General features: G+C 55.2%; 26 protein-coding genes, 1 pseudogene and 1 riboswitch. Of the genes and pseudogenes, 12 read left to right on the top strand and 15 right to left on the bottom strand.

The window, feature by feature from the left end; translation table 11 throughout:
* Positions 1-30: 30 nt before the first annotated feature.
* The 5 genes from parE to nudF are packed head-to-tail and all read right to left on the bottom strand — an operon-like array spanning position 31 to position 4436.
* Positions 31-1923, bottom strand: coding sequence for a DNA topoisomerase IV subunit B (gene parE / locus OGX81_RS07805; RefSeq protein ID WP_104868177.1), 1893 nt, complete (start codon positions 1921-1923; stop codon positions 31-33).
* 28 nt (positions 1924-1951) lie between these two features.
* Positions 1952-2533 carry an esterase YqiA gene (yqiA, locus tag OGX81_RS07800; RefSeq protein WP_012135162.1) on the bottom strand — a complete coding sequence of 194 codons (582 nt, stop codon included), beginning with the start codon at positions 2531-2533 and terminating at the stop codon, positions 1952-1954.
* On the bottom strand, positions 2533-3360 hold the full coding sequence (gene cpdA / locus OGX81_RS07795) for a 3',5'-cyclic-AMP phosphodiesterase (protein WP_012135163.1): 828 nt from the start codon (positions 3358-3360) through the stop codon (positions 2533-2535). The genes yqiA and cpdA overlap by 1 nt, the downstream gene beginning before the upstream one ends.
* A gap of 24 nt (positions 3361-3384) precedes the next feature.
* Entirely contained in the window at positions 3385-3807 is a 423-nt protein-coding gene (locus OGX81_RS07790) for a DUF1249 family protein (RefSeq protein WP_012135164.1), read from the bottom strand.
* A complete protein-coding gene (gene nudF / locus OGX81_RS07785; protein ID WP_024130957.1) occupies positions 3804-4436 on the bottom strand; it encodes an ADP-ribose diphosphatase in 633 nt (210 codons plus the stop codon). Before nudF ends, OGX81_RS07790 begins: the two co-directional genes overlap by 4 nt.
* Positions 4437-4635: 199 nt before the next feature.
* On the opposite strand from nudF, the gene tolC reads away from it, so the two are divergent.
* The 3 genes from tolC to OGX81_RS07770 all read left to right on the top strand — a co-directional run bounded on the left by tolC (position 4636) and on the right by OGX81_RS07770 (position 8155).
* Positions 4636-6105 (top strand): outer membrane channel protein TolC, encoded by a 1470-nt coding sequence (tolC, locus tag OGX81_RS07780; RefSeq protein WP_012135166.1) that lies wholly within the window; start codon positions 4636-4638, stop codon positions 6103-6105.
* 215 nt (positions 6106-6320) lie between these two features.
* The gene (locus OGX81_RS07775; protein ID WP_012135168.1) at positions 6321-6989 is read left to right on the top strand and encodes a DUF1190 family protein; all 669 of its coding nucleotides are present in this window, start codon (positions 6321-6323) and stop codon (positions 6987-6989) included.
* 5 nt (positions 6990-6994) lie between these two features.
* Positions 6995-8155, top strand: a complete 1161-nt coding sequence (locus OGX81_RS07770; protein WP_012135169.1) for a glutathionylspermidine synthase family protein — start codon at positions 6995-6997, stop codon at positions 8153-8155.
* 85 nt (positions 8156-8240) lie between these two features.
* On the opposite strand, the gene ygiD is transcribed toward OGX81_RS07770, so the two are convergent.
* Positions 8241-9029: a 4,5-DOPA-extradiol-dioxygenase gene (gene ygiD / locus OGX81_RS07765; protein WP_104868176.1), complete on the bottom strand. Its 789-nt coding sequence runs from the start codon at positions 9027-9029 to the stop codon at positions 8241-8243.
* A gap of 141 nt (positions 9030-9170) precedes the next feature.
* Between ygiD and zupT the strand changes: the two genes are divergently transcribed.
* On the top strand, positions 9171-9944 hold the full coding sequence (gene zupT, locus OGX81_RS07760; protein ID WP_024130960.1) for a zinc transporter ZupT: 774 nt from the start codon (positions 9171-9173) through the stop codon (positions 9942-9944).
* A gap of 19 nt (positions 9945-9963) precedes the next feature.
* Here the strand turns inward: zupT and OGX81_RS07755 are convergent, their stop codons facing one another.
* The gene (locus tag OGX81_RS07755) at positions 9964-10140 is read right to left on the bottom strand and encodes a hypothetical protein (RefSeq protein ID WP_012135172.1); all 177 of its coding nucleotides are present in this window, start codon (positions 10138-10140) and stop codon (positions 9964-9966) included.
* 293 nt (positions 10141-10433) lie between these two features.
* Entirely contained in the window at positions 10434-11087 is a 654-nt protein-coding gene (ribB, locus tag OGX81_RS07750) for a 3,4-dihydroxy-2-butanone-4-phosphate synthase (protein ID WP_104868175.1), read from the bottom strand.
* A gap of 105 nt (positions 11088-11192) precedes the next feature.
* A riboswitch (FMN riboswitch) is annotated at positions 11193-11398 on the bottom strand.
* A gap of 132 nt (positions 11399-11530) precedes the next feature.
* On the opposite strand from ribB, the gene ubiK reads away from it, so the two are divergent.
* Entirely contained in the window at positions 11531-11827 is a 297-nt protein-coding gene (gene ubiK / locus OGX81_RS07745) for a ubiquinone biosynthesis accessory factor UbiK (protein ID WP_024130961.1), read from the top strand.
* A gap of 34 nt (positions 11828-11861) precedes the next feature.
* Here ubiK and glgS read toward each other — a convergent pair whose 3' ends face one another.
* From glgS to OGX81_RS07725, 4 genes are all read right to left on the bottom strand, one after another.
* Complete coding sequence (glgS, locus tag OGX81_RS07740) at positions 11862-12071, bottom strand: cell surface composition regulator GlgS (protein WP_012135175.1); 210 nt, start codon at positions 12069-12071, stop codon at positions 11862-11864.
* A 174-nt stretch (positions 12072-12245) separates the two neighbouring features.
* Positions 12246-13679 carry a bifunctional D-glycero-beta-D-manno-heptose-7-phosphate kinase/D-glycero-beta-D-manno-heptose 1-phosphate adenylyltransferase HldE gene (gene hldE, locus OGX81_RS07735; RefSeq protein WP_012135177.1) on the bottom strand — a complete coding sequence of 478 codons (1434 nt, stop codon included), beginning with the start codon at positions 13677-13679 and terminating at the stop codon, positions 12246-12248.
* A gap of 59 nt (positions 13680-13738) precedes the next feature.
* Complete coding sequence (gene glnE, locus OGX81_RS07730; protein WP_047461150.1) at positions 13739-16579, bottom strand: bifunctional [glutamate--ammonia ligase]-adenylyl-L-tyrosine phosphorylase/[glutamate--ammonia-ligase] adenylyltransferase; 2841 nt, start codon at positions 16577-16579, stop codon at positions 13739-13741.
* Positions 16580-16714: 135 nt separating this feature from the next.
* Positions 16715-18016 (bottom strand): CYTH domain-containing protein, encoded by a 1302-nt coding sequence (locus OGX81_RS07725; protein ID WP_104868174.1) that lies wholly within the window; start codon positions 18014-18016, stop codon positions 16715-16717.
* A gap of 241 nt (positions 18017-18257) precedes the next feature.
* Here OGX81_RS07725 and OGX81_RS07720 point away from each other — a divergent pair, with 241 nt between their 5' ends.
* From OGX81_RS07720 to OGX81_RS22105, 3 genes and pseudogenes are all read left to right on the top strand, one after another.
* Positions 18258-18878, top strand: coding sequence for a TIGR04211 family SH3 domain-containing protein (locus tag OGX81_RS07720; RefSeq protein WP_012135182.1), 621 nt, complete (start codon positions 18258-18260; stop codon positions 18876-18878).
* A gap of 64 nt (positions 18879-18942) precedes the next feature.
* Positions 18943-20184 carry a multifunctional CCA addition/repair protein gene (locus tag OGX81_RS07715; protein WP_012135183.1) on the top strand — a complete coding sequence of 414 codons (1242 nt, stop codon included), beginning with the start codon at positions 18943-18945 and terminating at the stop codon, positions 20182-20184.
* Positions 20180-20293: pseudogene (locus OGX81_RS22105) on the top strand (hypothetical protein); the annotation flags it as partial. The gene OGX81_RS07715 and the pseudogene OGX81_RS22105, both read left to right, overlap by 5 nt.
* 140 nt (positions 20294-20433) lie before the next feature.
* Here the strand turns inward: OGX81_RS22105 and bacA are convergent.
* Positions 20434-21252, bottom strand: coding sequence for an undecaprenyl-diphosphate phosphatase (gene bacA / locus OGX81_RS07710; protein ID WP_104868173.1), 819 nt, complete (start codon positions 21250-21252; stop codon positions 20434-20436).
* A 90-nt stretch (positions 21253-21342) separates the two neighbouring features.
* A complete protein-coding gene (folB, locus tag OGX81_RS07705; RefSeq protein WP_012135187.1) occupies positions 21343-21711 on the bottom strand; it encodes a bifunctional dihydroneopterin aldolase/7,8-dihydroneopterin epimerase in 369 nt (122 codons plus the stop codon).
* Between the two features lie 106 nt (positions 21712-21817).
* Here folB and plsY point away from each other — a divergent pair, with 106 nt between their 5' ends.
* Positions 21818-22435 (top strand): glycerol-3-phosphate 1-O-acyltransferase PlsY, encoded by a 618-nt coding sequence (gene plsY, locus OGX81_RS07700; RefSeq protein WP_012135188.1) that lies wholly within the window; start codon positions 21818-21820, stop codon positions 22433-22435.
* Between the two features lie 103 nt (positions 22436-22538).
* Here plsY and ttdR read toward each other — a convergent pair whose 3' ends face one another.
* Entirely contained in the window at positions 22539-23474 is a 936-nt protein-coding gene (gene ttdR / locus OGX81_RS07695) for an L-tartrate utilization transcriptional activator TtdR (protein WP_012135189.1), read from the bottom strand.
* Between the two features lie 210 nt (positions 23475-23684).
* Between ttdR and ttdA the strand changes: the two genes are divergently transcribed.
* The 3 genes from ttdA to OGX81_RS07680 are packed head-to-tail and all read left to right on the top strand — an operon-like array spanning position 23685 to position 26710.
* The gene (gene ttdA, locus OGX81_RS07690) at positions 23685-24596 is read left to right on the top strand and encodes a L(+)-tartrate dehydratase subunit alpha (RefSeq protein WP_012135190.1); all 912 of its coding nucleotides are present in this window, start codon (positions 23685-23687) and stop codon (positions 24594-24596) included.
* Positions 24593-25198, top strand: coding sequence for a L(+)-tartrate dehydratase subunit beta (gene ttdB / locus OGX81_RS07685; protein ID WP_104868172.1), 606 nt, complete (start codon positions 24593-24595; stop codon positions 25196-25198). Before ttdA ends, ttdB begins: the two co-directional genes overlap by 4 nt.
* A gap of 48 nt (positions 25199-25246) precedes the next feature.
* Complete coding sequence (locus OGX81_RS07680; RefSeq protein ID WP_104868171.1) at positions 25247-26710, top strand: anion permease; 1464 nt, start codon at positions 25247-25249, stop codon at positions 26708-26710.
* The last annotated feature ends 33 nt before the right edge of the window (positions 26711-26743 follow it).

Here is a 26743-nt window from a genome sequence, read left to right as displayed (position 1 = left end):
CGTAGGCCGGATAAGGCATTCAATGGTCGATTACGCGTCGAGATCCGCCATATCGCCTTTTTCCTGCAACCAGTTGCGGCGGTCTTCGGAGCGTTTCTTCGCCAGCAGCATATCCATCATGGCGTTGGTACGCTGATCGTCTTCGTCGCTGATAGTGAGCTGCACCAGGCGACGGGTGTTCGGATCGAGCGTGGTTTCGCGCAGCTGCATCGGGTTCATTTCACCCAGACCTTTAAAGCGCTGCACGTTCGGCTTGCCTTTCTTACGCTTCAACTGTTCCAGCACGCCCGCTTTCTCTTCTTCCGTCAGCGCATAGTAGACCTCTTTGCCGAGATCGATACGGTACAACGGCGGCAGCGCGACGTAGACGTGCCCGTGCTTCACCAGCGTGCGGAAGTGCTTCACAAACAGGGCGCAGAGCAGCGTGGCGATGTGCAGACCATCGGAGTCCGCATCCGCCAGGATACAGATCTTGCCGTAACGCAGCTGGCTCAGATCGTCGCTGTCTGGATCGATGCCGATCGCCACAGAAATATCGTGTACTTCCTGCGATGCCAGCACTTCATCGGAAGAGACTTCCCAGGTGTTGAGGATCTTACCTTTCAGCGGCATGATCGCCTGATATTCACGATCGCGCGCCTGCTTGGCGGAACCGCCCGCCGAGTCCCCTTCCACGAGGAACAGTTCGGTACGATTGAGATCCTGCGCGGTACAGTCCGCCAGTTTACCCGGCAGCGCCGGGCCGCTGGTCAGCTTTTTGCGCACCACTTTCTTCGCCGCGCGCAGTCGACGCTGGGCGCTGGAAATGGCCATCTCCGCCAGCAGCTCCGCAGACTGAACGTTCTGATTCAGCCACAGGCTGAAGGCGTCTTTCACCACGCCCGACACAAACGCCGCACACTGGCGAGAAGAGAGACGTTCTTTGGTCTGCCCGGCGAACTGCGGGTCCTGCATCTTCACCGAGAGCACGTAAGCGCAGCGATCCCAGATATCTTCCGCAGACAGCTTCACGCCGCGCGGCAGAATATTGCGGTATTCGCAGAATTCACGCATCGCGTCCAGCAGACCCTGGCGCAGCCCGTTCACATGAGTGCCGCCCTGCATCGTCGGAATCAGGTTAACGTAGCTTTCGGTCAGCAGCTCGCCGCCTTCCGGCAGCCACAGCAGCGCCCAGTCTACGGCTTCCGTATCACCGGCAAAATTACCGATAAACGGTTTTTCAGGAAGGGTCGGCAGGCCGTTAACCGCTTCGCCCAGATAGTCGTTCAGGCCATCCTGATAGCACCAGCGCTGCTCGCTATTGTTGACCTCATCTTTAAAGGTGATTTCAACGCCAGGGCACAGCACCGCTTTCGCTTTCAGGATATGGGTTAAGCGAGAGACGGAAAAACGCGGGCTGTCGAAAAAGGTTTCATCCGGCCAGAAGTGAACGCTGGTGCCGGTATTACGTTTACCGCATGTCCCGATAACCTGAAGATCCTGCACTTTCTCGCCGTTTTCAAAGGCGATGCTATAGACCTGGGCATCACGACGCACGGTGACTTCCACGCGTTTTGACAAGGCGTTGACGACGGAAATCCCCACCCCGTGCAGACCGCCGGAGAACTGGTAGTTCTTGTTGGAGAACTTACCGCCCGCATGCAGTCGGCAGAGGATCAGTTCAACCGCCGGAACGCCCTCTTCCGGGTGGATATCCACCGGCATACCACGGCCGTCATCAATCACTTCCAGTGACTGATCGGCATGTAAAATCACATCCACGCGTTTTGCGTGACCCGCCAGTGCTTCATCCACACTGTTATCAATCACTTCCTGCCCAAGATGGTTCGGGCGGGTTGTATCGGTGTACATCCCCGGGCGGCGGCGTACCGGCTCTAGCCCAGTGAGTACCTCAATGGCATCAGCGTTATAAGTTTGCGTCATGATTTAAATTAGCAATTCGAATTGATTGTCAGAAACTGTGCAGTCCAAGGAAATCGACAATCTGGTTGAAATAATCTTCGAAGCCCGTGAATGCATGGTTTCCGCCCTCGATAACGGTCTGGCGGCAAGAGGCGTAATACGCCACCGCCTGGCGGTAGTCCAACACTTCATCCCCCGTCTGTTGCAGCAACCAGATCAAATCCGGCGCTTCCAGCGGGTCAATCTGCATGACTTTAAGATCGTAAATATGGCGAGACTCTAGCACATATTGCTGCCCGGTGTAGGGGTTCTCGTTCTGACCGAGGTAGTCGGTCAACAGTTCAAACGGCCGCACCGCCGGGTTCACCACCACCGCAGGCAACATAAAACACTGTGACAGCCAGGTGGCGTAATAGCCGCCCAGCGACGATCCAACGACGCCGAGCGGCGCTCCACCGTGTTCAAGCACGATAGATTCCAGCAACTCTGCCGCATCGGCAGGATACGGCGGCAGTTGCGGCACGATCATCTCAACATGAGGGTGGCGCTCCGCCAGCCAGCTTTTAAGCTGACATGCCTTTGCCGAACGCGGAGAGCTATTAAACCCATGCAGATAAAGAAGCGTAGACATCAGTATCCTTCCGAAGCGGTATCGGGTCGGAATTGAGTCCCCGGCAGACGATGCACTTGCGTTTCCAGAGAACCCTCGGCGTACAGTTCCAGCGTCCGCCAGCCTGGCCCTATCGTGTCCAGCGTGAAGTTCGCGCAGTGTGGCTTGAACTGGACGCAGGTAGACGGCGTCGCCAGCAGGCGGCGGCCATTCCAGTCAAGATCCAGCTCCTGATGAATATGACCGCACAGCAGGTATTTGACGCGAGGATAGTTCGCCAGCACGCTGTCCAATTCGGCCGCGTTACGCAGGCTGTGCTGATCCAGCCAGCTGCATCCCGAAGGCAATGGATGGTGATGCAGAAGCAGCAAGGTGTGGCGCTCCGGCGCATCGGCAAGTTTACGCTCCAGCCATTCAAGCTGAAAGTCGCTCAATTCACCATGCGGTACGCCAAAAACCTGGCTATCCAGCAGCAAGATTTGCCATTGATCGCCGATAAACACGCGTTTGGCCGGGGAGATCCCCGCTTCCTGCAACGCGCTGTACATCGCGGGCTGAAAGTCATGGTTACCCGGCAACCAAACGCAAGGCGCGCGAAAGCTTGCGATACCTTCAGCAAAGTGCTGATAGGCCGCAGCCGTTTGATCCTGCGCTAAATCACCTGTCGCCACGATCAGATCGTATTCGTGCTGCCCGGCATGAATCGCATCCAGCACCGCCTGGTAACTTTCCCAGGTATTCACGCCCAGCAGCGTTTCATGTTTTTCGGCAAACAGGTGAGTATCGGTAATTTGTAAGATCCTGACTCTGGCCTCACCAGCCAGAGGAAGGGTTAACAGGCTTTCCAAATGGTGTCCTTAGGTTTCACGACGCTAATAAACCGGAATCGCCATCGCTCCATGTGCTAAACAGTAACGCAGCCAGTCGGCCAGAAACTGATTAATTTGATGCTTTTCGTCGCGTTGATGCAACTTTTTATTTGGATAATCATACCGCGCTTTGAAGCGAAAGATCTGCTGACTTGAACACACTTCGGCCACCATCGCGTCATGGTACAGGCGCACCGTAAGTGACGGCAGGCTCCAGTATGTAATGGCTGGCGCCGTCTGCTCGATCGCAACAAGCGTAGTGTATCGGGTCGATTCAACGATCGTTAACCGATATTGCGCGTTGGCCACCTGATAGCTTACTGTTTCGCCGGGTGCGTCATTGCGCGGCAACAGGCGGCGCAATTGCGAAAAATTAGTTTCGCACAGGCGCATCATTTCAGGGAAGTCAGGTGTGTAACGCTTCATTTTTTCCACTCGTGTTTTAACTCTTGATAGTGCAGTTGCAGCCATTGCAAAGCGATGACAGAAGCCGCGTTGTCGATTTTCCCCTCTTCTACCCACTGGTAAGCCTGCTCCCGACTTACCACATGAACACGAATATCTTCGTTTTCATCGGCCAGACCATGAATCCCGTTCGCGGTCGTGGCATCCACTTCGCCCACTAAAATAGAAAGACGCTCGCTGGTGCCGCCGGGGCTTGCCAGGTAACTCATGACCGGTTTCGTCCGTTTGACCTCAAGTCCGGCCTCTTCCATTGCTTCGCGACGAGCGACCTCCTCAACGGTTTCGCCCTCTTCGATCATCCCGGCGACCATTTCCAGCAACCACGGCGTCTCGCTGGTGTCATACGCCGCGATACGAATCTGTTCGACCAGTACAATTTCGTCGCGCTCAGGGTCAAAGGGTAGCAACACTGCGGCGTGGCCGCGCTCAAAAATTTCGCGTTTCACTTCACCGCTCATTTCACCGTTGAACAGGCGGTGGCGGAAACGATAGAGATCCAGTGAAAAAAAACCGCGATATAGCGTTTCTCGTGCAATAATTTCTACATCGTTTTTGGAGAAAGTCATTGGCGAGTTGTCTGGTTTATGCATTGTGCTGTCCTGGTACCAATAGTGATTAAAATGTGAATTTCAAGGGCGTTTGACTGCCGTTTCAGCGACCTTGTGATAAATTGGTGCAAATTAACGCCGGATGGCACGTAACGCCAACTTTTTGCAGTGGCGGATTCTGCTAGAATCAGCAATTATTTTTACAATTTGATCAGCGCTAAATACTGCTTCACAACAAGGAATGCAAATGAAGAAATTGCTCCCCATCCTTATCGGCCTGAGCCTGACGGGGTTCAGCACACTGAGCCAGGCAGAGAACCTGATGCAAGTTTATCAGCAAGCACGCCTGAGCAACCCGGAATTGCGTAAATCCGCCGCCGATCGCGATGCTGCATTCGAAAAAATTAACGAAGCGCGTAGTCCTTTACTGCCGCAACTGGGTTTAGGTGCCGATTACACCTACAGCAACGGCTATCGTGATGCGAATGGCATCAACTCCAACGCCACCAGCGCCTCTCTGCAATTAACCCAGACCCTTTTTGATATGTCAAAATGGCGCGCGCTGACGTTGCAGGAAAAATCCGCAGGTATCCAGGACGTCACGTTCCAGACCGATCAGCAAACGCTGATCCTCAATACGGCGAGCGCCTACTTTAAAGTCCTGAACGCCATTGACGTTCTCTCTTATACGCAGGCGCAGAAAGAAGCCGTTTATCGTCAGTTAGATCAAACCACCCAGCGTTTTAACGTCGGCCTGGTCGCTATCACTGACGTGCAAAACGCCCGTGCACAATACGATACCGTGCTGGCGAACGAAGTCACCGCCCGCAACAATCTGGATAACGCCGTAGAAGAATTGCGCCAGGTCACTGGTAACTACTACCCGGAACTGGCTTCGCTGAATGTCACGAACTTTAAAACCGATAAACCGCAGGCCGTTAACGCACTGCTGAAAGAGGCCGAAAACCGTAACCTGACGCTGTTGCAGGCGCGTCTGAGCCAGGATCTGGCGCGCGAGCAAATCCGCCAGGCGCAGGACGGCCATCTGCCAACGCTGGATTTAACCGCCTCTACCGGCGTGTCCGACACTTCTTATAGCGGCTCTAAAACCCATAACAGCACGCAGTATGACGACAGCAATATGGGCCAGAACAAAATCGGCCTGAGCTTCTCGCTGCCGCTGTATCAGGGTGGGATGGTCAACTCTCAGGTGAAACAGGCGCAGTACAACTTTGTTGGCGCAAGCGAACAGCTGGAAAGCGCGCACCGCAGCGTCGTGCAGACCGTGCGCTCTTCCTTCAACAACATTAATGCTTCTATCAGCAGCATTAACGCTTACAAACAGGCCGTTGTTTCCGCGCAAAGCTCTTTGGATGCAAACGAAGCCGGTTATTCCGTGGGTACGCGTACCATTGTTGACGTGCTGGATGCCACCACCGCGCTGTATGAAGCGAAGCAACAACTGGCGAATGCGCGTTATAACTATCTGATTAACCAGCTGAACATCAAGAATGCTCTCGGTACGTTGAACGAGCAGGATCTGGTGGCGCTGAACAATGCGCTGGGTAAACCGATCTCGACATCCCCGGACAACGTCGCGCCGGAAACCCCGCAGCAGGATGCAGCGGCGGATGGCTATAATGCCAGTACGGTTCAGCCAGCTTCAGCACGTTCCACCAGCAGCAACGGTAACAACCCGTTCCGTAACTGATGAATTGCCCGATGGCGCTTCGCTTATTGAGCCTACCTGATTGCAGGCAGGGTAAGCGTCGCGCCACCGAGCGCTAAACCTTGTCTGAACGTAAGGCAACGTAAAGATCCCGCCATTCTGCCGCATTCTCGCCTCTTCTCGCTTCAATTTCGACCAGCCATCCACTATCCTGAGCATTATTTATTGTGTTTACCACTGGGTCCTGGAAGACAAAAATGAAACGGACAAAATCTATACATCACGCCTCGTTCCGCAAAAGCTGGAGCGCACGTCATCTTACTCCGGTTGCTCTGGCGGTTACCGCTGTCTTTATGCTGGCCGGCTGTGAAAAAAGCGACGAAACGGTTTCGCTGTATCAAAACGCCGACGACTGCTCGGCGGCGAATCCGGGCAAAAACGCTGAATGTACGACCGCATTCAACAATGCTCTGAAAGAAGCGGAACGTACCGCGCCGAAATACGCGACGCGTGAAGACTGCGTGGCTGAATTCGGCGAAGGCCAGTGCCAGCAGGCGCCGGCTCAGGCAGGCATGGCGCCGGAAAATCAGGCGCAGGCGCAATCCAGCGGCAGCTTCTGGATGCCGCTGATGGCGGGCTATATGATGGGTCGAATGATGGGCGGCGGCGCGGGCTTTGCTCAGCAACCACTGTTCAGTTCAAAAAACCCGGCCAGCCCGGCCTACGGTAAATACACCGACGCCAGCGGCAAGAACTACGGCGCCGCACAGCCTGGCCGTACCATGACTGTACCGAAAACCGCGATGGCGCCGAAACCCGCCACAACCACAACCGTTACCCGTGGTGGTTTTGGCGAGTCAGTGGCAAAACAAAGCACGATGCAGCGTAGCGCCACCGGCACCTCGAATCGTTCGATGGGCGGCTAAGACGCATGGAAAGAATCAGTATTACTGAGCGCCCGGACTGGCGCGAGAAAGCCACCGAATACGGTTTTAATTTTCACACGATGTACGGGGAACCGTACTGGTGTGAAGACGCGTACTACAAGCTGACGCTCGACCAGGTTGAGAAGCTGGAAGACGTCACCGCTGAACTGCACCAGATGTGCCTTAAGGTCGTGGAGAAAGTGATCGCCAGCGACGAGCTGATGACGAAGTTTCGCATTCCTAAGCATACCTGGGGCTTTGTACGTCAGTCCTGGCAAACGCAGCAGCCGTCGCTCTATTCCCGCCTCGATCTGGCGTGGGATGGCACGGGGGAGCCTAAGCTTTTAGAAAATAACGCCGATACGCCGACCTCACTGTATGAGGCCGCGTTTTTCCAGTGGATCTGGCTGGAAGACCAGCTCAATGCGGGCAACCTGCCGGAAGGCAGCGATCAGTTTAACAGTCTGCAAGAAAAGCTGATCGAACGCTTCGCCGAGCTGCGTGAGCAGTATGGCTTCCAACTGCTGCACCTCACCTGCTGTCGCGACACCGTGGAAGATCGCGGGACGATCCAGTATCTACAGGACTGCGCCGCCGAAGCTGAAATCGCCACCGAGTTCCTCTACATTGAAGATATCGGCCTGGGTGAAAAAGGTCAGTTTTCGGACTTGCAGGATCAGGTGATTGCCAATCTGTTTAAGCTCTATCCGTGGGAATTTATGCTGCGTGAAATGTTCTCCACCAAGCTGGAAGATGCTGGCGTTCGCTGGCTGGAACCGGCCTGGAAGAGCATTATCTCCAATAAAGCGCTGCTCCCAATGTTATGGGAAATGTTCCCGGATCACCCTAACCTGCTGCCGGCTTATTTTGCGGAAGATGACTATCCGCAAATGGAAAAATTCGTCGTCAAACCGATCTTCTCGCGTGAAGGCGCTAACGTCTCCATCATTGAGAACGGGAAAACGATCGAAGCGGTGGAAGGCCCTTACGGCGAAGAAGGCATGATTGTGCAGCAGTTCTGTCCGCTGCCGAAGTTTGGCGACAGCTATATGCTGATTGGCAGCTGGTTGATCAACGATCAACCCGCCGGGATCGGTATTCGCGAAGACAGAGCGTTGATCACCCAGGATCTGTCCCGCTTCTACCCGCATATCTTTGTCGAATAGTTTCTTGTGCCGGGTGGCGGCTCCGCCTTACCCGGCCTACGGCACGAACGGTAGGCCCGATAAGCGTAGCGCCATCGGGCATTAATCATCCCACCTGTACCGACAGCATACTCAGGCTGCCCATCTCGATGCCGTCAACCGGGATCGTCACCGGCTCTTTGCCATCCCATGCGCCTAACACATACAGCAGCGGCAGATAGTGATCCGGCGTTGGGTTCGACAGCGATCCTCCTTCATGATCGAGGTAGTTAACCAGCGGATGCTGCTCTACCGGCCCCTGCCATGTCAGATTCGCTTTCACATACTCATTGAATGACGTTGCCCACGGGTAGGGCGTATTCTCGCCATGCCAGCGCGCCGTGCGCAGGTTATGCACCACGTTGCCACTGGCGACCAGCATAATGCCTTCGTCCCGCAACGCCGCCAGTTTGCGCCCTGTTTCAAAATGCCAGGCCGCCGGTTTGGTGCTGTCGATGCTCAACTGCACCATCGGGATATCCGCATTCGGGTACATCTTGATCAACACGCCCCAGGAGCCGTGATCAAAGCCCCACGCCTCTTTATCCAGCGCGACCGGCGCCGGCGACAGCAACTCAACCAGATGTTGCGCCAGTTCCGGCGAACCGGGCGCAGGATAGTGCGTGTCATACAATGCCTGAGGAAAGCCGCCAAAATCATGGATCGTCTTTGGCGCTTCCATCGCCGTCACGCCCGTCCCTCGCGTGAACCAGTGCGCCGAAACAACGACAATCGCTTTTGGACGCGGCAATGTATCCCCCAGATGCCGCCAGGCGCGGGTATACACATTATCTTCCAGAACGTTCATCGGGCTACCGTGACCTAAAAACAATGCTGGCATACGTGTTGAAGACATGATGATATCCTTACTGAGGGAGTCATTTTGATATCATCACAATACGCTTTTTCGATGGATGAAGAACTCAGATAACCATGATGAAGATCATCAGTTATTTTGAAGGTCAGGTTCGGACAGTTGAATCATAAGGAGTTGTCGATGTCAGTACCTTTAATTCTGACCTTACTGGCGGGTGCCGCCACCTTTATTGGCGCGTTTCTTGGCGTGCTGGGGCAAAAACCGTCCAACCGCGTACTGGCGTTTTCACTGGGATTCGCCGCAGGCATTATGCTGCTGATCTCGCTGATGGAGATGCTGCCAGCCGCGCTGGCGGCGGATGGCATGTCTCCGGTGCTGGGTTACGGTATGTTTATTATCGGCTTGCTGGGTTATTTCGGTCTCGACAGGCTGCTTCCCCACGCCCACCCACAAGATTTAGTGCAAAAAACCGCGCGTCCTCTCCCCGGCTCGATAAAACGCACCGCCATCCTGCTGACGCTGGGCATCAGCCTGCACAACTTCCCGGAAGGTATCGCCACCTTCGTCACCGCCAGCAGCAACCTCGAATTGGGTTTTGGCATTGCCCTGGCGGTCGCCTTGCACAATATTCCTGAAGGATTAGCGGTCGCCGGGCCAGTCTATGCCGCAACCGGTTCAAAACGGACAGCAATTTTCTGGGCCGGTATCTCCGGGATGGCGGAAATTCTTGGCGGTGTGATGGCGTGGCTTATTCTGGGCAGCCTGATCTCACCGGTCGTTATGGCGTCCATCATGGCCGCCGTCGCGGGAATTATGGTGGCACTATCCGTTGATGAGCTGATGCCGCTGGCAAAAGAGATCGACCCTAATAATAATCCCAGCTACGGCGTACTGTGTGGAATGTCGGTGATGGGGTTGAGTCTTGTCGTGCTTCAGGCGATGGGAATCGGATAACAGAGGCAGCAGGAAGCGCTTATTCCTGCTCTTTGGTCATAACGCGTTCTTCATCATCGCGACGAAGTAATTTATTGCGGATTTCCAGCAGCGCATCTCTGTCCTGCCGAAACGCCTTACAATAGCGTTTCATATGGCAAAAATACCCTACGATCACCAGAAAAATTAAGACGAGCCAATACCAGGCGATAAACATCCTTTTACCCTTAAAATCTAATATTACCAAACAATTAGCGTTAAAACCTTTTCTACCTATATTGAGGTAGCCCTATATACTGGCACAGTATGAAATCGAGAATATGATTTTGATCATAGAGAAAAAGGTTGGGCTTTTATTAACAGATGGGATGTTTAAAAAAGCAAAATATAAGGGATAAACGGCGGGATTAATGACCTCTGTAAACACAAAAAACCGAAGCCTGCGAACCGGCTTCGGTTTTTATTATCATCTCATCGCCTGATGGCGCTTCGCTTATCAGGCCTACAGAATTAGCTGGCTTTACGCTCGTGCGCCTGGCGGTAAGCCACCAGATCTTCGATCGTCACTACTGCCATGTTGTGTTTACCGGCAAACGCGATGCATTCCGGCGCGCGCGCCATTGTGCCATCGTCATTCGTCAGCTCGCACAGTACGCCAGCAGGTTTGAACCCGGCCAGCATCACCAGATCGATGGTAGCTTCAGTATGGCCGCCACGGGTCAGAACGCCGCCCGGCTGCGCGCGCAGCGGGAAAACGTGGCCTGGACGGTGCAGATCGGCAGGTTTCGCGCCATCGGCAATGGCTGCGCGAACGGTCGTTACGCGGTCTGCGGCAGAAACGCCGGTAGTCACGCCTTTTGCGGCTTCAATGGTCACGGTAAAACCGGTGCCGTAGGCGCTGGTATTGTTCTCCACCATCATCGGCAGATCGAGCTGCTTGCGACGATCTTCAGTGATGCACAGACAAACAATGCCGCTGCCGTGGCGAATGGTCAGCGCCATCTGCTCAACGGTCATGGTCTCGGCCGGGAAAATCATATCGCCTTCGTTTTCGCGATCTTCATCGTCAAGCACCATCACACCGCGTCCTTCACGCAGCGCGGATAGCGCATGTTCCACACGTTCAAAAGGCGTACCAAAAGAGGAAAGTAGCGTCTGATTCATGGTAAAAAAACCTCATTAAAATTATGGTTACCAGAATCAGGGCAGTCTTAGGAGTACCGACAAGCGGCAAAAAAATAACGTGAGCGGGCCCATGCCCGACTGGATCGTTACTCTCTCCCATCCGGACTTTAACCGTCGGCCCCGGAATTACACCGGATCTGCTGACCTTCAGATTTGCACCTGAAGCGCTCGCGGGCTTTCAACCTGTCCTTCATCTTTCACGCCGCTGCTGCGTTGCCGCAACGCGAAATCTTTTGGACATACGCTGATTTACCGCCGGTGGGGAATTTCGCCCCGCCCTGAGAATAAGCGAGTTAACTATAACGCTATTGATTACCTTCATCAACGCCTTTACTCCGCTAAGCGACACACAATTCTGGTTTATGACGCCTGCATATCGCACTACAATGTGTTCTGACACTTACCAGTTCAGGGAAACCACAATGATTGACCCGAAAAAAATTGAGCAACTCGCTCGTCAGGTTCACGAGTCGATGCCGAAAGGGGTTCGGGAGTTCGGGGAAGATATCGAGAAGAAAATCCGTCAGACGCTGCAATCGCAGCTGACGCGTCTCGATCTGGTGAGCCGTGAAGAGTTTGACGTGCAGACTCAGGTCTTACTGCGCACCCGCGAAAAGCTGGCGCTGCTGGAGCAACGCCTCAGCGAGCTGGAAGCGCGTGAGAAACCTGTAGATGTTAAACCTGCGCCCGCCATCCCGCCTGTCGATCCGCAAGAGTAAAAACCACAACGGGCCGTAAGGCCCGTTGATATTTTCAGTGTTCGAGTTCTAGCTTCTTAGCCTGTGTCGCCTGTTGGCAGTAAAGCGCATAGCGTTTGCAAAACCAGCTGCGGTGCGCCTCATCCATATTTCCGGTAACGGCCTGGATATCAACAGGATGGCCCTCAGCCTGCATCCTGGCGAAACTGCGCGCCAGAAAATCAAAATTGTTTAACGAATATACGTTCTTGTCGTTCATCAGCATACCCTCCAGTTATCAAATATCTGTTAAGGCCATATGCTTTTTCTAATTTCAGTATTCTCTTATATGTGTTGAACGGTTGTGCAAAAAGTGCGCATATCAGTTGCCTGACATCACACTTTGGGAACAAGCCAGATGCCCGATGGCGCTGTGCGTATCGGGCCGTCTGTTCAGCGGTTATTTATCGCTGTCTTTCTGGATTTTCTTGATGATATTGGTGGTCGAACAACCGTCTTCGAAGTTAAGCACCAGCACTTCGCCGCCGTTGGCCCAGACTTCTTCGCTACCGGCAATCTCTTCTGGCTTATAGTCACCGCCTTTCACCAGCAGATCCGGCAGCACGCCTGCAATCAGCCGCTGCGGGGTGTCCTCGTCGAAAGAAACCACCCAGTCAACGGACTCCAGCGCACCCAGCACGATCATTCGCTGTTCCAGCGGATTCACAGGGCGAGTTTCGCCTTTCAGACGTTTGGTGGAGGCGTCGCTGTTCACCGCGACGATCAGGCGATCGCCCAGCTTGCGGGCGTTCGCCAGGTAAGACACATGTCCGGCATGCAGAATGTCAAAAACACCGTTGGTCATGACCACTTTCTCGCCGCGTTTACGCGCGCTGGCCACGGCCTGTTTCAGTTCGGCTTCCGTCATCACGCCGAAGCCGGTATCCGCACGACCGCGCACCGCATTTTCCAGTTCGATTGGCGAAACGGTTGATGTTCCCAGTTTACCGACGACAACGCCTGCTGCCGCGTTCGCGAAATAGCAGGCCTCTTCCAGGGAGTTCCCCGCCGCTAATGTGGCCGCCAGTACGCCGATCACCGTATCCCCGGCACCGGTAACGTCATACACTTCCTGCGCCTGGGTCGGCATATGCAGCGGCGCTTTACCCGGTTGCAGCAGCGTCATTCCCTGCTCGGAACGGGTCACCAGCAGCGCAGAAAATTCGAAATCGGCAATCAGCTTCATGCCGCGTTCGACAATCTCTTCTTCACTTTTACATTTACCCGCCACCGCTTCGAACTCAGACAGGTTCGGCGTCAACAGCGTGGCGCCGCGATAACGTTCGAAATCGGTGCCTTTCGGGTCGATCAGCACCGGGACGCCCGCTTTACGCGCAAGCTGAATCATCTGCTGAACGCTGGCCAACGCGCCTTTGGCGTAATCAGACAACACCAGCGCGCCAATTGAGCCCAGCGCCTGGTTAATACGCTCGTGCAATGGCAGCGGATCGACGCCTTCAAAGCCTTCTTCAAAATCCAGGCGAATCAGCTGCTGGTTACGGGAAAGTACACGCAGTTTGGTAATCGTCGGATGCGTAGGCACAGAAACGAAGTCGCATTTTACGTTCACATCCGCCAGCGTTTTGCTCAGCGCGCGCGCCGCATCGTCAATACCGGTCAGACCCACCAGACGCGAATTTGCGCCCAGAGAAGCGATGTTCATCGCCACGTTCGCCGCGCCGCCCGGACGTTCTTCAATGGTGTCCACTTTGACAACGGGCACCGGCGCTTCGGGGGAAATACGGCTGGTCGGCCCGTACCAGTAGCGATCCAGCATCACATCACCAACAACCATGACTCCTGCACGTTCAAACTCTGGCAGCGTTACTTTCATTCCTGTCTCCTGAGAGATTCTCTGAGGGTCTTAAAATTTGCGCGCGATAATAGCACACTTCACCCGGCAACCAGCCACTTCTGCCAGCTTGCCCGTACCAGTGCGCGTTCCTTGCTGAAGCACTCTTGCGCCACATGCCCCGGAAGCTCCTGTAGCGCAAGGTGATGAAGCTCATCGCGCAGCGTGGTATAAGCCTGCGTCAGCGCCTGCGCTTCCTGTTCATCCATAATGTCGTTTTGCGCCAGCAGTTCCAGAATGCGCACGTTATCGGACCAGCGCGTCAGCTTCGGCTTTTCATGCGCATAGCGCAGCACCAGATATTGGGTAATAAACTCAATATCGGTAATCCCGCCTTCGTCGGCTTTGATATCAAAACGATCGCGATGCTTGTTGCCCAGATGCGCGCGCATTTTCTCGCGCATTTCGCGCACCTCGGTCTGCAATGTTTTGCCTTCGCGAGCGAGGGTCATGATATCGCGACGCACGGCGTCAAACTGCGAGGTCAGTTGCGGGTCGCCATAAACCACACGGGCGCGCACCAGCGCCTGATGCTCCCATGTCCAGGCTTCGTTTTTCTGATAATCGGCAAAGGCTTCCGCCGACGTGACCAGCATTCCCGCCGCGCCGGACGGGCGCAGCCGCGCGTCCACTTCATACAAGATACCGGAAGAGGTGCGGGTGCTGAACAGGTGCATAATGCGCTGCGCCAGGCGTAAGTAGAACTGGCGACCGTCGATTTCACGCTCGCCGTCGGTCATCACGTCCATTGGGCAATCGTGCAAAAAGATCAGATCAAGATCGGAACTGTAGCCCAGCTCCCAGCCGCCCAGCTTGCCATAACCCACCACCGCAAACCCGCGTCCGGTGCGCTCAGCAAGGTGCGTCGGCTGCCCATAGCGCGCCACCATTTGCCCCCACGCCTGCTGGACAACGGCGTCGATAATGGCCTCCGCCAGCCAGGTCAGGTGATCGCTGACCTTCATCACCGGTAGCGTACCGGCGATATCCGCCGCCGCAATGCGCAACAGTTGCGTTTGTTTAAACTGGCGCAGCGCTTCCAGCTGCTGCTCTTCGTCATCTTCCGGCACACGCAGCAAATACTGGCGTAACTCATCGCGATAAGCGTCGGTCGCCGTTGGCTGATACAGCGTATTCGGGTCCAGTAGTTCATCGAGCAACAGTGGATAACGCGCCAGCTGGCTCGCCACCATCGGCGAAGCGGCACACAGCGAAATCAGGTGCTTCAGCGCGCCGGGAAATTCGCTCAGTAATTCAAGGTAGGTGGTACGCGTAACGATCCCCACCAGCAGCGGCGTAATACGCGACAGCGGCACAGAAGCATCTTCGCGCGAGCACACGTCGCTAAGCAGATGCGGCATCAGATGGTCGAGCACCTGCCGCCCACGCGGGCCAATGGTGCGCTTATCCAGCTCTTTACGAAAGTCGGCGATTAACGCCAGCACGCGTCCGCGATCGTCGTCGGACAGATGCGCCAGCACTGGCGTGGTATCATCTTCCTGTAGCGCATCCTGCCACAGTTCGCGCCAGTGTTCCGACAGCGTATCTTCCTGAGTATCGGTTTCGTCATCGCCAATCAGTTCGTTAAATACCCGACGCACGTTAGCCATGTGCGCCGCCAGAATGTCGGTGAGCTGCGACCAGTCATCCGTGCGCATTCCCCAGGCCAGGCGCGCCCGGTTCAGTTCATCGCCCGGCAGCGTCTGGGTCTGCTCATCATTGATGCTTTGCAGCAGGTTTTCCAGACGGCGCAGGAAGAGATAGGCCGCGCGTAACTGTCCGGCGTCATTTTCTGGCAACAGGTGCAGCGCATCAATCGCGCTCAGCGTCGGCAGCAACGAGCGCGATTGCAGCGAGGGTTCCCGTCCGCCGCGAATCAACTGGAACACCTGCACGATAAACTCAATTTCACGAATACCGCCGGCGCCAAGCTTAATATTGTCTTTCAGACCGCGACGGCGCACTTCACGGGCAATCATCCCTTTCATATTACGCAGGGACTGGATCACGCTGAAATCGATATAGCGGCGGAACACGAAAGGTCGCAACATGGTGCGCAGTTCATCGACATACGCACTGTCGGCAGCGCCCATAATGCGCGCTTTGACCATCGCATAACGCTCCCAGTCGCGCCCTTGTTCCTGGTAATAATCTTCCAGCGCGGCAAAACTCAGCACCAGCGGGCCACTGTCGCCAAACGGGCGCAAGCGCATATCCACCCGGTACACAAAGCCGTCCATCGTCGGCTGGTCCAGCACTTTGATCAAACGCTGCCCCATGCGGGTAAAGAACTGCGCGTTATCCAGCTCGCGCCGACCGCCCCGGGTGGAACCGTGCTCCGGCCAGGCGAAGATCAGATCGATATCCGAGGAGAAATTCAGCTCGCCGCCGCCCAGTTTTCCCATCCCCAGAATCAGCAACGGTTGAGGTACGCCATCATGGTTGCAGGGCGTCCCCCATTCGCGACAGCAGGCGTCATACAACCAGTCGCGCGCGGCGACGATCAACGTTTCCGCCAGATGGCTTAGCTGTTGCAGAATGTTTTCTTCTTCCACCAGCGACAGCGCCTGCGCCCAGGCGATACGTACCATGATGCGGCGACGGAATACGCGAAGCTCACGCATCAGCGCCGCTTCATCAGTCACCTGCGCCAATGCGTCCTGTAACCACGCGGCATAATGCCGCCACTCATCGGCCTGCGGCGGCGCGCTTTCCAGCTCAGTCAGCCACTCGGGATGCGCAATCACGCTGTCCTGCACAAAGTCACTAAATGTAAGTACTGACTTCGCCTGAACGCTAAGCGTGGCTTCAGCCAGGATTTCTGGTAACCGCTCAACCACGGTCTGCCAGTGCTGCTGTAACGGTGAAGAAAGCGGCTTCATTTAAGGTGTGTCCTCAGATGGCTAACTAATCCCGATGAGTGTTGCCGGATGGCGGCGTAACGCCTTATCCGGCCTACAAAACCTGTGCGCCGTAGGCCTGATAAGATGCGCAGCATCGCCATCAGGCGTTACTGGTTATCGTTTTCCGCTATGCAGCCAGAACGGTTCCTGAAAGATCGCCTCATTGCGGAAGTGTTCAATTTCAATGCGCTGCCCTGTCACAATCGCGTGGCGCAGACCCTGCCAGTTCTCCAGCCAGGCCTGTACCGCATTCGCGTCGTAATAACCTGCCAGCAGCAAAATGCTGTCGATATCGCGGGTCAGGCGCGGAAGCTGATCGCGATACCGATCGCCCAACGGCTGCCCGAAAGTCGCTTTCAGCTCCGCCGCATGGCGCGACAGGTGAATATCGGCAAAGCGTTTGAAAGAATCGGCCATTTTCGCCTGCGCTTTGGCATCGAGGAACGGTTGCCAGGCTTTGGTGACCAGCCATTCGGTCAGCGCCAGTTTAGCCATCGCCGTTTGCGTGCTATAGATAGCCGTGATGGCTGAAACCTCAGAGACAAGGGTCGCTTCCGACTGCGTCAGCAAATCGCGTAAGTGAGCGCTTGCTTTACGCGGTACAATGCCGCCAAACAGCATCAGCGCATGGCGAACCAGCCCCATCGCCGCCAGTACATCCGCTTTGGCGGCGTCATTTCCACGCACCCACAGCTCTTCATGGTACTGCCATTGCGACAATGCCAGCTCCAGCGCCGCTTCCAGCCCCTGCTCAATGCTGGCTTTGGCTGGCGCTTTCAGCACCGCAGTAGGTCTGATCCCACGCGGAGCATTCCCCTGCGCCAGATGATATCCCCGTGCGGCCTTGCTCAGGCTGCCCTGACGCAGACCCGCTTGCGATACCAGTTGGTTTGCCAGTTTCAGCACCGCACGGGTCTCGCCGCTTAACAGTTCCAGCTCCAGCTCGCAAATTGGCTCGGCACATTCTCCGGCCTTCACTTCGCCAAGATCGAGCGCGATTTCAATACGGCTGCCGTCAACGTCCACCAGCCATTTCTCACGGTAAAAATCGGTGCTGAACAGCGGCTGCACGCGTGAAGCGAGATCCGCGGGCAGCTCGCCGTTCGGCCAGACCTCCTGCGGGAGCAGTGCGAGATCCAACGTCGGCTCGCTCAGCGCAACATTGTATTCCGGCCGTTGATGCAGGCCCCCCGTAACCCGACCGGCGATTTTCATGGTCATTTCATAACGACCATTCTCGCCACGGATGCGCAGACCCATATCATGTCCACGCAACCACTTGTCCGGCGTTTCGTAGTAAATATTCTGTAACTGGCTGGGCGCATGGTGCTCGCCGCCGAGTGTTTGCAGATGGTCACGCAACGCGTCTACAGCGTCGTGATTAACGATAAACTTTAATTCGATTTCCTGAGCCATTGCCTTGTACTTATGGGTTATGTCACATATGGGAAGAATGACGGCGAACTTAACGCGTTCTTTTTTGTCAGTAGATAGTATTTTGCGCCAAATTGCCATGCAACGAGCAATTTGACGGGCGTAAAAGTTTAAAACAGTGGCAAAGATGACACAGATGATTCCGATTGATGTCGAATGCTTTGCGTAGAGACACTGATGCCACTACTATCGTTCCACTTTTTATGACAAAAACGACAGCCTGATGCCAAAATTACGCCTGATTGGATTAACTTTACTTGCACTTAGCGCCACTGCCGTCTCCCACGCAGAAGAGAAGCGCTATGTCTCTGACGAACTGAATACCTGGGTCCGCAGCGGTCCGGGAGATAATTATCGCCTCGTGGGTACGGTGAATGCCGGCGAGGAAGTGACATTATTACAGACTGACGCCAACACGAATTACGCTCAGGTGAAAGACAGTACAGGTCGTACTGCCTGGATCCCGATGAAAGAGCTGAACAGCTCGCCCAGCCTGCGTATCCGCGTACCGGATCTGGAAAATCAGGTTAAGACGCTGACCGACAAGCTAAACAATATTGATACCACCTGGAATCAGCGCACGGCCGACATGCAGCAAAAAGTGTCGCAGAGCGACAGCGTGATTAACGGGTTGAAAGAAGAAAACCAGAAGCTGAAAAACGAGCTGATCGTGGCGCAGAAGAAAGTCAGCGCTGCCAATCTGCAACTTGATGACAAGCAGCGCACCATCATTATGCAGTGGTTCATGTATGGCGGCGGCGTGCTGGGGCTCGGCCTGCTGCTCGGCCTGGTTCTCCCGCACATGATCCCAAGCCGTAAACGCAAAGACCGCTGGATGAACTAAATCGCCTTCTCTGCCGCACTGACATATGATTAAGGGATGATTTTTTTCAGGAAGGGAAAGTGGCGTGAAGATTTATCTGGTCGGTGGTGCTGTTCGGGATGCGTTGTTAGGGCTACCGGTCAAAGATAAAGATTGGGTGGTGGTTGGCGCCACGCCGCAGGAGATGCTTGACGCGGGCTACCAGCAGGTAGGCCGCGATTTTCCCGTGTTTCTTCATCCGCAAACGCGTGAAGAGTATGCGCTGGCGCGCACCGAGCGTAAATCCGGTTCAGGCTATACCGGCTTTACCTGCTATGCCGCGCCGGACGTGACGCTGGAAGAAGACCTGCAACGTCGCGACCTCACCATTAATGCCCTCGCGCAGGATGACGACGGCCATATCGTCGATCCCTACCAGGGGCGTCGCGATCTGGACAATCGCCTGCTGCGCCATGTTTCCCCCGCCTTTAGCGAAGATCCGCTGCGCGTGTTGCGCGTGGCGCGTTTTGCCGCCCGCTACGCGCACCTCAGTTTCCGCATCGCTGATGAAACCCTGGCCTTGATGCGCGACATGACCGCCGCAGGCGAACTGGAACACCTCACGCCGGAGCGCGTATGGAAGGAGACCGAGAACGCCTTAACCACGCGCAATCCGCAGGTTTTCTTTCAGGTGCTGCGCGACTGCGGCGCGCTACGCGTTCTGTTCCCGGAAGTGGACGCGCTGTTTGGCGTTCCGGCTCCGGCAAAGTGGCACCCGGAAATCGATACCGGCATCCACACATTAATGACGTTATCAATGGCCGCCATGCTCAGCCCGAACGTTGATGTGCGTTTCGCCACGCTCTGTCACGACCTTGGCAAAGGCTTGACGCCCAAAGCGCTCTGGCCGCGCCATCATGGTCACGGCCCGGCAGGCGTAAAGCTGGTCGAGCAGTTATGCCAGCGTCTGCGTGTGCCGAATGAGATTCGGGATTTAGCCAAACTGGTGGCGGAATTCCACGATCTCATCCATACCTTCCCGATTTTGCAGCCGAAAACGATCGTGAAGCTGTTCGATTCGATTGACGCCTGGCGTAAGCCGCAGCGCGTAGAGCAAATCGCCCTGACCAGCGAGGCCGACGTGCGCGGTCGTACCGGTTTTGAGGCGTCTGACTATCCGCAAGGCCGCTGGCTGCGCGAAGCGTGGCTGGTCGCGCAGGCGGTGCCGACAAAAGAGGTGGTGGAGGCAGGCTTTAAAGGCGCGGAGATCCGCGAAGAACTCACCAGACGGCGAATTGCAGCGGTGGCTAACTGGAAGGAACGGCGTTGCCCGAAACCCGAGGCGTAAGCTCACCGTTTTGTTGCCGGATGGCGCTCCGCTTATCCGGCCTACAAAATCGAACCGCAAGCCGGATAAGGCATTTACGCCACCATCCGGCAACAAAATCGAACCGTAGGCCGGATAAGGCATTTGCGCCGCCATCCGGCAACAAAATCGAACCGCAGGCCGGATAAGGCATTTACGCCGCCATCCGGCAACAAAATCGAACCGTAGGCCGGATAAGGCGTAAACGCCGCCATCCGGCATCAAGCGTTATCAGAAGAAAACAACGTAGACCGCAGCAGCCACGATAAAGCGGTAAATCGCAAACGGAATGAACGAGATACGCTTAATCAATTGCAGGAAGGTTTTGATGGCGATCAGCGCCACAATGAACGCAGTCACAAATCCCACGGCGAACATGGGGATATCTCCCACCGTCAGGAACGACCAGCTCTTGTAGAGATCCAACGCCGTCGCGCCCATCATCATCGGAACGGCCAGCAGGAATGAGAATTCCGATGCGGCATAGCGACTCACCCCCATCAACATCCCACCGGAAATGGTCGCGCCGGAACGGGAAAAGCCCGGCCACAGCGCCAGACACTGGAAGCAGCCAATCATAAACGCCTGACGATACGTCATATCGTCCAGGCCCGGCGCGCGCGGCTCTTTCGGCTTCAGGCATTCCGCGGCAATCAGCAGCAGACCGCCCACGACCAACGCATACATCACGTTGACGGGATTAAACAAAGACTTAATGGTGTCATGGAACACCAGGCCCAGCACCACGGCCGGGATCATCCCCAGCACAATATGCCCTAACGTCAGGCGCCCTTTTCCGGTGCCCTCATGCGGTTGTTTGCCAAAGTGAATGCCGATCAGGCCGAACAAACGCCGCCAGAACATCACCACCACCGCCAGGATCGATCCCAGCTGAATTACCACCTCAAACGTCTCTGCCGTATCGCCTTCAAAACCCAACAGGTGACCGACAATGATCATATGGCCCGTGCTGGAGACGGGCAAAAACTCCGTCAATCCTTCGACCACACCCAAAATTGCCGCCACCAGCAGCGAGTGTATATCGCTCATCAATAAACCCCTAAATCAAAAAAAACGAACAGCAGTTATGACTCCAGCTTTAAGACCCATATATCGCCGTTTGGTTTAAAAACTATGAAGTTAATTATTTTCTTTCAGATTATTGCCACGCTCAATGATAACGCCAACATTCGCCGCACGCGCTACGGCGCCGGGCTTACTGAGTTTGATGCGCACCCACGGAGAGTTAAAGCGGCTGAGCAGCAGATCCGCCACCTCTTCCGCTACGCGTTCGACTAACGCAAAACGGCCGCCCTCCACATGGCTGACTACCGTATCGGCAATGTCGGCGTAGCTCAGACAATCCGCAACGTCGTCGCTTCTGGCTGACTTACGGTTGTCCCACGCCATTTCGATATCGAACACCAGTTTCTGTTCGATAGTTTGCTCCCAGTCGTAAACACCGATAGTGGTGATTACCGAAAGTTGCTCTATAAATACAATATCCATCACGACCTGCCTGCTTTTTGGCTAACCCGGATACCACTTCCGGCGAAATATGCGTATTATCCACAGAAGTAGCGTTTAACACGACATTTTCAAAACGGAACAGCTTATGAGTGCAATCGCGCCTGGAATGATCCTCTTCGCGTACCTCTGCGGCTCAATTTCCAGTGCTATTCTGGTCTGCCGCATTGCAGGTTTACCCGACCCGCGTCAGAGTGGCTCCGGTAACCCTGGCGCGACCAATGTGTTACGCATAGGGGGCAAGGGAGCAGCCGTAGCGGTACTGATTTTCGACGTCCTCAAAGGCATGCTGCCCGTCTGGGGCGCTTATGCATTAGGCGTAACCCCTTTCTGGCTGGGCCTGATTGCCATCGCCGCCTGTCTGGGGCACATCTGGCCGGTCTTTTTTGGCTTCAAAGGCGGAAAAGGCGTCGCGACCGCATTCGGCGCGATCGCGCCCATCGGCTGGGACTTAACTGGCGTGATGGCGGGCACCTGGCTGCTGACCGTCTTACTGAGCGGTTACTCGTCATTGGGCGCGATCGTCAGCGCGCTGATTGCGCCATTCTACGTGTGGTGGTTTAAACCTCAGTTCACCTTCCCGGTCTCTATGCTGTCTTGCCTGATTTTGCTGCGCCACCATGACAACATCCAGCGCCTATGGCGTCGTCAGGAGACGAAGATCTGGACGAAACTCAAGAAGAAGCGCGAGAAAGATCCGCAGTAGTTTTTTGCACCACGCCGTAGGCCAGGTAAGGCGAAGCCGCCATCAGGCACATACGCATCGCCGGATGGCGACGCAAAGCGTCTTATCCGGCCTACAGATTGGTTCACCACGCCACCTGATATCCCTCGTCTGGCTTGCCGAGTCGCTTCTGGCACCATGCCGCCAGAAACTCCACACATACCCGTAACTTTACGCTGCGGTACAGCGGTTCCTGATAGACCGCCCAGATATTGGCGCTCTGCGCATACTCCGGCAATACCCTCACCAGTTTACCGCTCGCCAGAAACGGTTGCACATCCCACTCTGAACGCAGCATGATCCCTTTGCCCTCCAGCGCCCACTGCAAAACAATTTCACCGCTATTGGAAGAGAGGTGTCCGGTTACTTTCACTGATTTTTTCTCTTGCCCGTTCCCCAGTTCCCATATGCCGTGGGTCATATCACGTTCTTTTGTCACCAGACAATCATGACCGCTTAATTCTTGTAAAGTTTTTGGCTCAGGATATTTCTGGAGATATGCGGGAGACGCGCATAATATTCTTTTATTCTTTGTTAACAAATGCGCAATATAATAATCAGGAATTTCATCGTTAATTCGAATATCCAGATCGATATTATCCTGTACCAAATCAATTTGCCGATCGAAGAGTTCAAAGTGAACCTGTAATTCAGGATAATTGCGCATCAGGTCGGTAATGGCAGGTGCAATATAACTGCGGCCAAAACCAAAACTACAGCCAATGCGAATCATTCCCTCCGGGCGCGTTTTAATTTGCGTCACCTCATCCACCAGCCGCTGATAGTGCGTGAGGAGCTTCAGCGCATGTTCATAGCAGCGTTGCCCGCTTTCCGTCAGCGCAACACCTCTTGCCGAGCGGTTCAGCAGCGTGGTGGCAAGGGTTGTCTCAAGAATCTGAATCCGTTTCGTCACGAACGCGGGCGTTTGCCCCAGCGCCGCCGCTGCCGCGCTAAAGCTTCCCGTATGGACAATTTCAACCAAAACCTGTAGGTCTTTGGCTAAGGGATAGTTGTTCAGCATCTGTCGGTTATCCGTGATTTTAATACGCGCAGTGTAAATCTCTTAACGTCGTTAAACCCTGCCTTTGCTCAATTTTCATCACCTTTCTGTGGTGTGATTCACGAACTGTTAATTGCATATACACAGTGACAAAAAATATAAAACCACACCTTTAGTGGTAGTTTACTTCAGAGAATTTATTTCCAGATTAATAAAAGAACTGGAGTTGATATGATGAGCAATCAAAATAACCAAAATGCGGTTACCACGTTGACGGATATTGTCGCTAATTTTACCGCCATGATCTCCACCCGAATGCCCGACGACGTCGTCGATAAATTAAAACAGCTGCGTGATGCCGAAACCTCATCGATGGGAAACATTATCTACCACACGATGTTCGATAACATGCAGAAAGCAATCGACCTGAACCGCCCGGCCTGCCAGGACACGGGTGAAATTATGTTCTTCGTAAAGGTCGGTTCCCGCTTCCCGCTGCTGGGCGAGCTGCAAAGTATTCTTAAGCAGGCCGTGGAGGACGCCACCGTAAAAGCGCCGCTACGCCATAACGCGGTTGAAATCTTCGACGAAGTGAATACCGGCAAAAACACCGGCAGCGGCGTGCCGTGGGTCACCTGGGAGATTATTCCTGATGGCGACGATGCGGAAATTGAAGTTTATATGGCGGGCGGCGGCTGCACGCTGCCGGGGCGTTCCAAAGTGCTGATGCCTTCCGAAGGCTACGAAGGCGTGGTGAAATTCGTCTTTGAAAACATCTCCACGCTGGCGGTCAATGCCTGTCCACCGGTACTGGTCGGCGTGGGCATCGCAACCTCCGTCGAAACCGCCGCCGTGCTTTCCCGCAAAGCGATTCTGCGCCCGATAGGCACCCGTCATCCGAATCCAAAGGCGGCAGAGCTTGAGCTGCGGCTGGAAGAAGGACTAAACCGCCTGGGAATCGGTCCACAAGGGCTGACCGGCAACAGCTCGGTGATGGGCGTACACATCGAATCCGCCGCCCGTCATCCGTCAACCATTGGCGTGGCCGTCTCCACCGGCTGCTGGGCGCACCGTCGCGGTACGCTGCTGGTTCATTCTGACCTCTCCTTCGAAAACCTGTCCCACACCCGGAGCGCGTTATGAAAAAGATCCTCACTACCCCGATCAAAGCCGAAGACCTGGAAGATATCCGCATTGGCGATGTGATCTACCTGACCGGAACGCTGGTGACCTGTCGCGACGTTTGTCACCGCCGCCTGATCGAACTCAAGCGCCCCATTCCTTACGATCTCAACGGCAAAGCGATTTTCCACGCCGGGCCGATTGTGCGTAAAAACGGTGATAAATGGGAGATGGTCTCCGTCGGCCCGACCACCAGCATGCGTATGGAAGCCTTTGAAAAAGAGTTCATTGAGCAGACCGGCGTGAAGCTGGTGGTCGGAAAAGGCGGGATGGGGCCGCTGACCGAAGAAGGCTGCCAGAAATTCAAAGCGCTGCACGTCATCTTCCCGGCTGGCTGCGCGGTGCTGGCGGCGACCCAGGTCGAAGAGATAGAAGAGGTGCACTGGACGGAACTCGGCATGCCGGAATCGCTGTGGGTTTGCCGGGTGAAAGAGTTCGGGCCGCTGATTGTTTCTATCGATACCCACGGCAACAACCTGATCGCCGACAACAAAAAACAGTTCGCCGAGCGTCGCGGTCCCATCGTTGACGAGATCTGCGAGTACGTGCACTACATCAAATAACCCTTCAGGAGAGGCGCTACGCCTCTCCCTTTTCTCAGGGATACGACAATGGCACCTTTATCTGGTTGGTGGCGATACCTGGCTCCACTGGTGGTCATCGCCATTATTGCTGTTTTGCCCGTCCCCACCGGTCTTGAGAGCCACACCTGGCTCTATTTTGCGGTCTTTACCGGCGTCATTGTGGGACTCATTCTGGAACCTGTGCCGGGCGCGGTCGTGGCGATGATCGGGATTTCGATCATTGCCGTTCTGTCGCCGTGGCTGCTGTTCAGCCCCGATCAGCTCGCGCAGGAAGGCTTCAAATTTACCGCCAAAGCCCTCTCGTGGGCGGTGTCTGGTTTTTCTAACTCGGTTATCTGGCTGATTTTCGCCGCCTTTATGTTTGGCACCGGCTATGAAAAAACCGGTCTCGGTCGGCGAATTGCGCTGATGCTGGTAAAAAAGATGGGCCATCGCACGCTGTTTCTTGGCTATGCGGTGATGTTTTCCGAGCTGATCCTCGCCCCGGTCACGCCGTCTAACTCCGCGCGCGGCGCCGGGATCATCTACCCGATTATCCGCAACCTGCCGCCGCTCTATAACTCGCAGCCTAACGACGCCAGTTCCCGCTCCATTGGCTCGTATATTATGTGGATGGGCATCACCGCCGACTGCGTTACCAGCGCCATTTTCCTGACGGCGATGGCGCCTAACCTGTTGCTGATTGGCCTGATGAAAAGCGCATCCCATACGGCGCTAAGCTGGGGCGACTGGTTCTCAGGAATGCTGCCGCTAAGCATTCTGCTGGTCTTGCTGGTTCCGTGGCTGGCCTACGTGCTGTATCCGCCGGTACTGAAGTCGGGCGACCAGGTGCCGCGCTGGGCGGAAGCTGAGCTAAAGGAGATGGGCCCGCTCTGCTCGCGCGAGAAAAAGATGCTGGTGCTGATGGTCGGCGCGCTGGTGCTGTGGATCTTCGGCGGTGATTACATTGATGCCGCGATGGTCGGTTATAGCGTAGTGGCATTGATGCTGGTATTACGCATCATCTCCTGGGATGACATCGTCAGCAATAAAGCGGCATGGAACGTTTTCTTCTGGCTGGCTTCGCTGATTACGCTCGCCACCGGACTGAACAATACCGGCTTTATCACCTGGTTTGGCAAACTGCTGGCAAACGGGCTAAGCGGCTATTCGCCGATGATGGTGATGGTCGCGCTCATCGTGGTGTTTTATCTGTTACGCTACTTTTTTGCCAGCGCCACCGCTTATACTTCCGCGCTGGCGCCGATGATGATTGCCGCCGCGCTGGCGATGCCGGACATCCCCTTACCGGTGTTTTGCCTGATGGTCGGCGCCGCCATTGGTCTGGGCAGCATTCTCACCCCCTATGCGACCGGCCCAAGCCCCATCTATTACGGTAGCGGTTATCTGCCGACGGTGGATTACTGGCGGCTGGGCGCTATTTTTGGCCTGATCTTCCTGGTTCTGCTGGTAATAACCGGTCTTATCTGGATGCCTCTCGTTTTGCTGTAAACCTCGTTGGGGCGGCATGACGTCGCCTCTTTT

It is taken from the genome of Citrobacter sp. CK206 (genome assembly GCF_030333125.1).
In the GTDB taxonomy this organism is placed as follows: Bacteria; Pseudomonadota; Gammaproteobacteria; order Enterobacterales; family Enterobacteriaceae; genus Citrobacter_B; species Citrobacter_B koseri.
Note: the sequence above shows the minus strand (reverse complement) of the source record. Positions and strands in the feature narration are given on the sequence as shown.